The 266-nt window shown below is 71.1% G+C and carries 1 protein-coding gene; it reads left to right on the forward strand.

The genetic code is table 11. The annotated features are described in order from the left end of the window. On the forward strand, positions 1–266 hold a 266-nt coding region (locus SM753_RS20705), incomplete at both ends, for an MBL fold metallo-hydrolase (protein ID WP_323192942.1).

Genomic DNA, 266 nt, shown 5'->3' on the forward strand with positions numbered 1-266 from the left:
GGACCGATGCGGGCGACGCCGCGTATCTCGCCGGCGACCTCGACCACGACCTGAACTGGCGGCTCGTCACCGGCGAGCGCTCCGCGCCCTTCCGCGACGTCGAACTCGTCCACCTGCCGGGGCACTCCCCCGGACTCGTCGGGACGGTGCTCTACCGCGAGTCGGACACCGTGATCCTGGCGGGAGACGTGGGGTTCGTGGACGGGAACGTCGACGACCGACGCCCGATGGACGGCTCGCTGCTGTGGAGCAAGCGGGACTGGTTC

This window comes from Halostella sp. PRR32, assembly GCF_034808085.1.
Taxonomy (GTDB): domain Archaea; phylum Halobacteriota; class Halobacteria; order Halobacteriales; family Natronoarchaeaceae; genus Halostella; species Halostella pelagica.